We start from the raw sequence: 9,775 nt of genomic DNA, 5'->3' as shown, positions 1-9,775 counted from the left end.
AAAACGAAGGGCTTCGGCTCCGCTCGCACGGGCAAGATGTACTCATATATTATATGCATACAAAAACAAACCCGACAGGTTTTGAAAACCTGCCGGGTTGAAAAGAGAATTACTCCTATATATAATAGTGCAAACTTCTACATATATATTATGCATCAACAAAAAGAAACCCGGCAAGTTCCAAAACTTGTCGGGTTCGAAATGAAAATTAATCCAATTGTATATTGTAGAGATTCCTTTTATTTATCCGCAGCTTGTGCTTTTGCTTTTTCTTCCCACTTTGCCATTAAATCATTGTAGTCAACAGGATTTGCAGCTTTCTGATTAACTAATCTTCCAGACGCAAAGGCTCGTTGAAGAATTGTTTCAATTAAATAATCTTCATTGACTTCATATGGTTTATATTCTTTTTTCAAACTTATATCAAATAAATTGGCTGTGGTGTTCGAAACAAACGCTTTGAATCCGCTTTTTAAATTTTTAATTAGGTCATAAGTGGTGATTCCTGTTTGGCGATGGACCAATTTTACAAGAATCTGCCCTTGTTTTCTGGAAAGTTTTTTAAGTCTGTCTTCAAATTCATTGTTGAGATAATCTTCTACAATTTTAAAATATTTCTTTTTCTCACGATTTGAATTCAAACGCGCCATTCCATTGTTTAATGCCGTCAATCTATCTGCAGCTAACTTAGCATACGGATATACTTTATAAACTCTGTTTTGAAGAATCAAAAATTGCTTCTGAGCTTCGGGATCTAGCTTTTCTTTAGTGATAATAATCTCTGGCAACTCAATGGTGTCATTAAGAATGGAATCCTTCTCTGTTAAAACATATCCCATTTGCTGGTTCTCTTTTGGAGTTACCTGTGCATTGGTTGAAAATGAAAGCAATACAAGAAATAAAAGAATGCAGTTAAATTTCATCGAGTCATAATTTAAATGTAAAATTATATATTTATACACAACTCTAATACCAAATTTATAAATTAGCAAAAAAATATTTTTATGAGTTCAAATTCTATCTTAAAAGATACTTCTATTGCTTTCTTGGAAAGCTACCTAAATAACGCCTCACCTACTGGATACGAAAGCGAGGGGCAAAAACTTTGGATGCAATATTTAAAACCTTATGTAGACAACTTTATTACTGATACTTATGGAACAGCAGTTGGAGTCATTAATCCCGATGCTCCTTTTAAAGTGGTAATTGAAGGCCATGCCGATGAGATTTCATGGTACGTTAATTATATTACTGATGACGGATTAATCTATGTAATACGCAATGGTGGTTCTGATCACCAAATTGCACCTTCAAAAAGAGTCGATATACATACTAAAAAAGGAATCGTTAAAGGTGTTTTTGGATGGCCTGCCATTCATACACGCATGCGTGACAAAGAAGAAGCTCCAAAATTGAGCAATATTTTTATTGATTTAGGTTGTGAGACCAAAGAACAAGTTGAAGCTCTTGGAGTTCATGTAGGATGTGTAATCACCTATCCTGATGAATTTATGATTTTGAACGAAAATAAATTTGTTTGTCGCGCCATTGATAACAGAATGGGTGGCTTTATGATTGCTGAAGTTGCAAGGCTTCTTCACGAAAACAAAAAAACACTTCCGTTTGGATTGTATATCGTGAATTCTGTTCAAGAAGAAATTGGTCTTCGCGGTGCTGAAATGATTGCTCACACCATAAAACCAAATGTTGCGATTATTACTGACGTATGTCATGATACCAATACGCCGATGATTGATAAAAAAGTTGAAGGCGATTTAAAAATGGGGAAAGGCCCTGTTATTGCCTATTCACCAGCAGTTCAAAACAAATTGCGTGATTTAATTGTTGATACGGCAGAAGAAAAGAAAATTCCGTTTCAGCGTAACGCTACTTCAAGCGCTACGGGAACTGACACTGATGCTTTCGCATACAGCAATGGCGGTGTAGCATCGGCGTTGATTTCATTGCCTTTGCGCTATATGCATACTACTGTTGAAATGGTGCATAGAGAAGATGTCGAAAATGTAATTCAGTTGATTTATGAATCATTGTTGAAAATTGAAAACAACGAGACTTTTTCTTATTTCAAATAATATTTCTGATAAATTAGGCTGTTTGTACGAGCAGCCTAATTTACAAACCAACTCTATATGAAAATTTTATTACTCGAGGACGATTTTACTTTATCTAAAGAAATAGTAGCATTCTTTACTTCGAAGAACTTCGAGTGTGTTCCTTATTATGATGGAGCCTTATTATTAAAAAAATATACTTCATCTGAATTTGACTTAATTATTCTTGATATAAATGTACCAGGTCTAAACGGTTTTGATGTTTGCAAAGGCATTCGAGAAACCGATAAAAAAACGCCTATTATCATGCTTACTGCTTTTAGTGAAATTGATGATAAATTAACTGCTTTTGAAAATGGATCTGATGATTATCTTGTCAAGCCCTTTCACTTTGAAGAATTATATGCTCGTATTTTATCGCTTTTAAGACGAAAAGATATTCCGCAACAAACTGAAAAAAAGATTTTAATTGAAGACTTAGAAATTCTTGAAGAAGAAATGAAAGTTTTTCGATCTGGTGAAGAAATCAAACTTACTCCAAAAGAATTCAAATTGATTATGATTTTGGCTCATGCCAAAGGAAAAGTTTTGTCGAAACAATTTATCGCCGAAAAACTCTGGGATTACCATATTGAAACCAATCAAAATACAATTGAAGTTTACATAAACTTTCTTCGCAAGAAAATAGATAAAGATCACGAAATAAAACTTATTCGAACAAAAGTTGGATACGGATATTATTTAAGCAACCAAGAATGACATTAAAAAACAGAATATCACTTTTAGTAAGTTTGCTTTTTACCATCCTTTTTGGATTGGCTTCTACTGTGATATTTGTTTTGTACTCTAATTTTAGAAAAGAAGAGTTTCGAGATCGATTAGAAATAAAAGCGCTTTCTAATATCAAACTTTTGGTAAATGTAAAGGAAGTCGACGATCAGCTTTTAAAAATTATCGACCAAAATTCTATTAATAAACTATACGATGAAAAGACTTTGGTTTTTGATTCTCATTTTAAACTAATTTACAGCAGTATCGATGATGCTAAAATAAATTGGTCTGTTGAAGATTTAAAATATCTTAAAAAACATAAAACATTCTTTAAACAACAAGGCAATTATGAAGTTTACGGTGTTTTTTATGATACAAAAGACCGCGATTTTTATGCTTTAATTTCAGCAACTGACGATTATGGAAAACGAAAACTTCTTTTTCTTCGTTACACTCTAATTGTTTCCTATATCTTTTTTACTTGCATTTGTTGGGTTCTAACTTCATTTATGGTAAAAAAGGCTATGAATCCTTTGAATGTATTTCATCAGAAAATCAAAAATATAAACGAAAACAATCTTGACACACGTGTCGAATCCAAAAGCAATAAAAATGAAATTGATTTGATTGCAAACGAATTTAATTTCATGATGGACCGAATTGAGATTTCCTATCAAAGGCAAAAAGAATTTACCGCAAATGCATCTCACGAACTTAGAACGCCTTTATCGCGAATTACATCTCAAATAGAAAATGTTGCTGCAGATCCTGCAACATCAGAAAAAGGAAAATCATTCTTAAAAGTTATTTTATCTGATGTCAATCAATTAACTGAATTAATCAATTCCCTATTAATTCTTTCGAAAATTGATTCAAAAAACCATGAAAACAACGAAGTACATCGAATGGATGAAATTTTGTTTTCAGCAATTGAAAATTTAAACAAAAGCTTTCCGGATTTCGTTATTCTTTTTGAAATGGAAGAAAGCGAGAATTTAGATTCTGCATTAGAAGTCAAAGGAAACAAAAATCTTTTGGAAATCGCTGTAAGCAATGTTCTAAAAAATGCATGCGTATATTCAAATAACAAACAAGCCAAAGTTGTAATTGGAACACAAAATGAACATCTAATTCTTTCAATATCAAATACTGGAAATACGCTGACTGAAAAAGAACAGCAAAATCTTTTTCAACCTTTTATGCGCGGAAAAAATGCCAAAGGTACTTCAGGTTTCGGACTCGGACTGCGTATTGTTCAACGTATCTTAACACTGCACAATTCAACCATAACTTACAGTGTTCCAGAAGAAAACACAAATTTATTTCAGCTTTTCTTTCATTAATATTCTTTTTTAAGGTATTTTTAAGGTAGAATTTAAGGTCTCTTAAAGTCTGCTCATAGCATATTTGTACAACTTAAAATTGATACAATGAAAAAACTGTATGCACTATTTCTGCTCATATTACTTAATCAGGCAGTAATGGCTCAAAAAACAGTCACTCTTCAAGACTGTGAAAGCCAATTTCTTAAAAACAATCTTTTTCTGCTCGCATCACAATATAATATAGATGCATCAAAAGCGCTGACAATTCAAGCGAAAATTTGGGATAATCCAACTTTATCAGCAGAATTGAATGCTTACAATCCAGACGCCAACAAATATTTTGATGTTGGAAAAGAAGGTCAGAAATCATTTGGCATTGAGCAATTAATTTATTTAGGAGGAAAAAAGCGCAATGAAGTAAAATTGGCTCAGACCAATGAACAATTAGCCGAATTACAGTTCAATGATCTTTTAAGGACACTAAAACTTCAATTACGAAAAAGTTTCTACACCGTTTATTACAATACAAAAAGTTTAGAAACAACAGATCAACAGTTAGCTCATATAGAAGATTTGATAAATTCTTATTCTATACAAGCACAAAAAGGGAATATTCCATTAAAAGATGTTGTTCGTCTACAGTCGCTGTATCTCAATTTTAAGAATGAAAGAATGGAAGTTGTAAATGATAATATTGAAGAACAAAGCAATTTACGATTATTATTGAATACGACTGAAAATGTAGTTCCAGAAGTTTCTAAAGAAGAATTCAGCAAATATTTAAAAACCATTGATTTTGATTTAAAATCGTTGCAAGATCAAGCAATCGCAAACAGACCTGATTATTTGGCAAAACAAAAAGAAATTGATGCGAATGCACTAAATGTAAAATGGCAAAAATCACTTTCGATTCCTGATCTTACTTTAGGCGCAAATTATGATCAACGTGGCGGTGCTTTTAATAAAGAAGCAAATGTTTCACTTGGAATTCCGTTGCCGCTTTGGAATAAAAACAAAGGAAACATCAAATATGCGCAAACCATTTTGGAACAATCAAAAATTGAAAAGCAAAATTTTGAATTGCAACTGCAAACTGAAATCACATCGGCTTGGAATAAATGGGATGAATCTCGTAAAAATTATTCGGTACTAAAACCGACCGTTAATGCAGATTTTGAAGCCGTTTACAACGGAATGCTGACCAATTTTCAAAAACGAAACGTAAGCTTGCTAGAGTTTACCGATTTTATGGAAAGCTACAATCAAGCCACAATTCTAGTAAATGAATTGAAGAAAAAGCTTGCTCTTTCTGGTGAAGAATTAAATAGTACAATCAATAAAGACTTATTCTAAAAATATACAAAGATGAAACATAAATTAATCATAGGAATTGCAATTGTAAGTCTATCTCTGGCTAGCTGCAAAAAAGAGGTGGAAAATCCGCAAACAAACTCTTCTTTTGTTTTGAGTGATGCTATGCTAAAAACAACTTCTACAGCTGTAGCGCAAACGCAACCTGTAACAAACGAACTGAATTTTTACGGGAAAATTACCGCCGACAATAATAAAATGATTGATGTTTATCCTTTGGTTGGAGGAAATGTGATCAAAGTAAATGTCGAGCTTGGAGATTATGTTAAAAAAGGACAAGTTCTAGCCACTATTAGAAGTACTGATGTTGCCGATTTTGAAAAACAATCACTAGATGCAAAAAGTGATTTATTGGTTGCCAAAAACAATCTGAAAGTAGCTCAAGAGTTATTTGACGGAAAATTAAATTCTGAGAGCGACGTCCTTCAAGCAAAATCTGAAGTGACAAAAGCACAATCACAATTAAGCAAAATTCAGGAAACGTATAAAATCTACAACATCAAAGCAGGCTCAATTTATGAAGTTACTGCACCAATAAGCGGCTTTATTATTCAAAAAAGCATCAATCAAGACATGCTTTTAAGAAATGACCGTTCTGAAAATATTTTTGACATTGCCGAAATAAGCGAGGTTTGGGCGATGGCCAACATCAATGAAATGGATATCAACAAAGTAAAACTTGGAATTGATGCCGATGTCACTACGTTAAGTTATCCGGATAAAGTTTTTAAAGGAAAAGTAGATAAAATTTTCAACGTCATTGATCCAGAAACCAAAGCAATGCAGGCCAGAATCAAATTGCAAAATCATGATTATTTACTAAAACCTGATATGAATGCAAACATCAAATTATCATTTAAAGAAGATAAATCAATGATTGCTATTCCTAGTGAGGCGATTGTTTTTGACAAAAGCAAAAACTTTGTAATGATTTTTAAAGACCGTAACAATATTGAAACCAGACAAGTCGATGTTTATAGAGTTGTTGGAAAAACTACTTATATATCAAGTGGCTTAAAAGAAAACGAAAAAGTCATTACAAACAATCAGTTATTTATTTACCGCGCCTTAAACGAATAAGAAAATGAACAAATTCATTAGAAACATAATTGCTTTTTCGCTTAAGAATAAAGCATTCACCTTTTTTTGGGTGGGATTATTGGCTGTTGCGGGATTTATTTCGTTCAAAAATATGCCAATTGACGCCTTTCCTGATGTGACCAATACACAAATCATCATCATTACGCAATGGAATGGGAAAAGTGCCGAAGAAGTGGAGCGTTTTGTGACTTCTCCAATTGAGATTTCAATGAACTCGGTACAAAAGAAAACCAGCGTCCGCAGTATTACAATGTTTGGATTATCAGTAATCAAAATCATTTTTGATGATGGTGTCGATGATACTTTTGCACGTTTGCAGGTAAATAATTTATTAAAAAATGTTTCTCTTCCTGATGATGTCGAACCAGATGTTCAGCCACCTTACGGGCCAACGGGAGAAATCTTTAGATATATTGTAAAAAGCGACAGCCGTGATAGTAGAGAATTATTGACCTATCAAAACTGGGTTATCGACAAACAATTGCGTGCCGTTCCAGGTGTAGCCGATTTAAATGTTTTTGGAGGACAAACCAAAACCTATGAAGTTGGTGTCGATCCAATTAAATTGGCTAAATACAACATTACTCCTTTGCAAGTTTACAATGCAGTAAATGGCGGAAACTTAAACGTTGGTGGCGATATTATTGAAAAAAATGGACAAGCATTTGTTGTACGCGGTGTCGGACTTTTGAAATCCATTTCAGATATTGAAAATATAATTGTTGATGATGCTGGAGGAAATCCGATTTTGGTTAAAAATGTCGCTTCAGTTTACCAAAGCGCAATGCCGAGAGTTGGTCAAACCGGAATTGGTAAAAATGATGATGCCGTTGAAGGAATCATTGTAATGCGAAAAGGCGAAAATGCCAAAGAAACTTTGGCATTGATCAAAGACAAAATAAAAGACTTGAACGATAATGTTCTGCCAAAGGATATTAAAATCGAGACCTTTTACGACCGTGATAATTTAATGAATTTCACGACCGAAACCGTAATGCATAATTTATTTGAAGGAATTATTCTGGTTACTTGTGTTGTATTTTTATTCATGGCCGACTGGCGAACTACCTTTACGGTTTCCATTGTCATTCCTTTATCACTATTATTTGCATTTCTGTGTTTGAAAATGATGGGAATGAGTGCCAACTTGCTGAGTTTAGGCGCGGTTGACTTTGGGATTATTATTGATGGAGCAGTCGTTATGGTTGAAGGATTATTTGTAGTTCTTGATCATCGAGCGCATCAATTGGGAATGGAAAAATTCAATAAAATTGCCAAAGGAAGCTTGATCAAAAAAACTGGAACTGAAATGGGAAAAGCCATTTTCTTTTCTAAATTGATCATCATCACTGCTTTATTGCCAATATTTTCATTTCAGAAAGTGGAAGGTAAAATGTTCTCTCCTCTAGCCTACACTTTAGGATTTGCTTTGATGGGCGCATTACTTTTCACTCTAACGTTAGTACCTGTTTTATCTCATATTTTATTAAATAAAAATGTGAAAGAAAAACACAATCCATTTGTGAATTTCTGGGACAGAATTGTTGGAAAAGGTTTTGCTTGGACCTTTAAACATAAATCAAAAACACTTATTGCTTCTATCGCCATTTTAGCATCTGTGTTCTTTTCGGCCACTTTTTTAGGAACCGAGTTTCTTCCGCAATTAAATGAAGGAGCATTATGGGTTACTGCAGAATTGCCAATGAGCACCTCTCTTCCTGAAAGTGTGCAAACAGCCGCTATGATTCGAAAAGACCTGGAGAGTTTTCCTGAAGTTAAAAAAGTGCTTTCTCAAACTGGACGAAGCAATGACGGAACAGATCCAAACGGATTTGGATTTATTCAGCTTCAGGTAGATTTGAAACCAAAATCAGAATGGACGCGAAAAATTTCTATGGATGATCTAATCAATCAAATGGATGAAAAACTGAAAATTCACCAAGGTATTACCTATAATTATTCGCAACCGGTTATTGATAACGTAGCCGAATCTGTTGCGGGTTTCAAAGCTTCAAACGCAGTTAAAATATATGGTGATGATTTAGATAAATTAGACGAATTATCGAACGAAGTTTTAGCAAAAATCAAAAATATCCCAGGTATAAAAGATGTCGGAATTCTTAGAAATGTCGGTCAACCTGAAATCAGTGTCATTTTAGATCGAGAAAAAATGGCGGCTTATGGAGTAACTTTAAGTGATGCGCAAGCGGTTTTAGAGTTGGCTTTTGGAGGAAAAACAGCAACTGAGAAATATGAAGATGAAAAGAAATTTGATGTAAGAGTTCGTTTTCTAAAAGAATACCGAAAAGATGAAGTTGATTTAGCCGAATTAAAAGTGCCAACAATCAGCGGCGTTAAAATTCCGTTGAAAGAAATCTGTGATTTGAAAACCATAACGGGGCCGGCATTTATTTACAGAGACAATACAAAACGTTTTATTGGAGTAAAATTCTCTGTTCGTGATCGAGATCTAGGAAGTACAATTGCCGAAGCGCAATCAAAAGTAAATGAATTAAAATTACCAGCAGGCTATACAACGGGCTGGACAGGAGAATTTGAAAATCAGGTTCGCGCAAGTGCACGTTTGGCTCAAGTAGTCCCAATCAGTTTAATTGGAATATTTGTTTTGCTGTTTATTTTATTTGGAAATATTAAAGATTCACTGCTTGTTCTTGCAAATGTTCCTTTTGCTGTAATTGGTGGGATTATCGCATTGCATATTACAGGAATGAACTTTGGAATCTCGGCAGGTGTAGGTTTTATTGCCTTATTAGGAATCTGTATTCAAAATGGTGTTATCCTGATTTCAGAATTTCATCATAATCTCAAGGCTAAATTTACTCTTGAAGAATCCATTTTTATGGGTGTAAAAGCAAGAACAAGAGCGGTAGTTATGACGGCATTAATGGCTTCAATCGGGTTGATGCCAGCGGCAATTTCAACAGGAATTGGTTCTGAATCGCAAAAACCATTAGCTATTGTGATTATAGGTGGTTTGGTTACAGCAACAATTTTAACATTATTGGTTTTCCCAATTATTTTCTGGGTTTTCAACCGTAAGAAAAATGTTCCAATTGAATAAACTTAAAACAACTTAGTTCAGCGGAAAAGCATCATTAATTTTTAATGGTGCTT

General features: G+C 33.7%; 7 protein-coding genes. 6 read left to right on the top strand and 1 reads right to left on the bottom strand.

Going from position 1 to position 9,775, the window contains the following annotated elements:
* Positions 1–239 precede the first annotated feature (239 nt).
* The gene (locus tag AAYQ19_RS21990) at positions 240–923 is read right to left on the bottom strand and encodes a DUF4294 domain-containing protein (RefSeq protein ID WP_343539418.1); all 684 of its coding nucleotides are present in this window, start codon (positions 921–923) and stop codon (positions 240–242) included.
* Positions 924–1,004: 81 nt separating this feature from the next.
* On the opposite strand from AAYQ19_RS21990, the gene AAYQ19_RS21985 reads away from it, so the two are divergent.
* The 6 genes from AAYQ19_RS21985 to AAYQ19_RS21960 all read left to right on the top strand — a co-directional run bounded on the left by AAYQ19_RS21985 (position 1,005) and on the right by AAYQ19_RS21960 (position 9,722).
* Positions 1,005–2,093 (top strand): M42 family metallopeptidase, encoded by a 1,089-nt coding sequence (locus AAYQ19_RS21985; protein ID WP_343539416.1) that lies wholly within the window; start codon positions 1,005–1,007, stop codon positions 2,091–2,093.
* 57 nt (positions 2,094–2,150) lie between these two features.
* Positions 2,151–2,831: a response regulator transcription factor gene (locus tag AAYQ19_RS21980; RefSeq protein WP_343539414.1), complete on the top strand. Its 681-nt coding sequence runs from the start codon at positions 2,151–2,153 to the stop codon at positions 2,829–2,831.
* Positions 2,828–4,186, top strand: a complete 1,359-nt coding sequence (locus AAYQ19_RS21975) for a HAMP domain-containing sensor histidine kinase (RefSeq protein ID WP_343539412.1) — start codon at positions 2,828–2,830, stop codon at positions 4,184–4,186. The genes AAYQ19_RS21980 and AAYQ19_RS21975 overlap by 4 nt, the downstream gene beginning before the upstream one ends.
* Positions 4,187–4,273: 87 nt before the next feature.
* Positions 4,274–5,521, top strand: a complete 1,248-nt coding sequence (locus tag AAYQ19_RS21970) for a TolC family protein (protein ID WP_343539409.1) — start codon at positions 4,274–4,276, stop codon at positions 5,519–5,521.
* Positions 5,522–5,533: 12 nt separating this feature from the next.
* Positions 5,534–6,619 (top strand): efflux RND transporter periplasmic adaptor subunit, encoded by a 1,086-nt coding sequence (locus AAYQ19_RS21965; RefSeq protein WP_343539407.1) that lies wholly within the window; start codon positions 5,534–5,536, stop codon positions 6,617–6,619.
* 4 nt (positions 6,620–6,623) lie between these two features.
* On the top strand, positions 6,624–9,722 hold the full coding sequence (locus AAYQ19_RS21960; RefSeq protein WP_343539405.1) for an efflux RND transporter permease subunit: 3,099 nt from the start codon (positions 6,624–6,626) through the stop codon (positions 9,720–9,722).
* Positions 9,723–9,775: the final 53 nt, after the last annotated feature.

The organism is Flavobacterium mesophilum, assembly GCF_039581405.1.
GTDB lineage: Bacteria > Bacteroidota > Bacteroidia > Flavobacteriales > Flavobacteriaceae > Flavobacterium.
This window is presented reverse-complemented; position numbering and strand designations above follow the sequence as displayed.